Annotated in this window: 1 protein-coding gene; it reads left to right on the forward strand. The window is 41.0% G+C overall.

Annotation, left to right across the window (positions count from 1 at the left end; genetic code table 11):
* Positions 1-376: transposase (locus ACFI34_RS18790; RefSeq protein ID WP_152995199.1), on the forward strand; the 376-nt coding region annotated here is incomplete at both ends.

Consider the following 376-nt stretch of genomic DNA (forward strand, 5'->3'; position numbering starts at 1 on the left):
CGATATTACAGAGTATGACTGGTATTGGAAAAATAGCTGCTGCATCAATCATCAGTAACCTACCTGAACTGGGTTACATCAACAGCAAACAAGCAAGTAGCCTGATTGGTGTTGCCCCAATGAACCGAGAAAGTGGTCGATATAAAGGCCATCGAAAAATTCAGGGTGGTCGACCTCAAGTGAGAACGGTTTTATACATGGCGATGATGTCAGCGATGCAATCAAACCCAGTTTTCAAAGTAACATATCAACGTTTATTGGCAGCAGGGAAACCCAAAAAAGTAGCCATCATCGCCTGTATTAGAAAGATGATTGTGATATTAAATTCGATGCTAAGAGACGGTGTAATGTGGGAAGCGCCAAAAGTTAATAATTA

It is taken from the genome of Pseudoalteromonas sp. PSi26, from assembly GCF_054960575.1.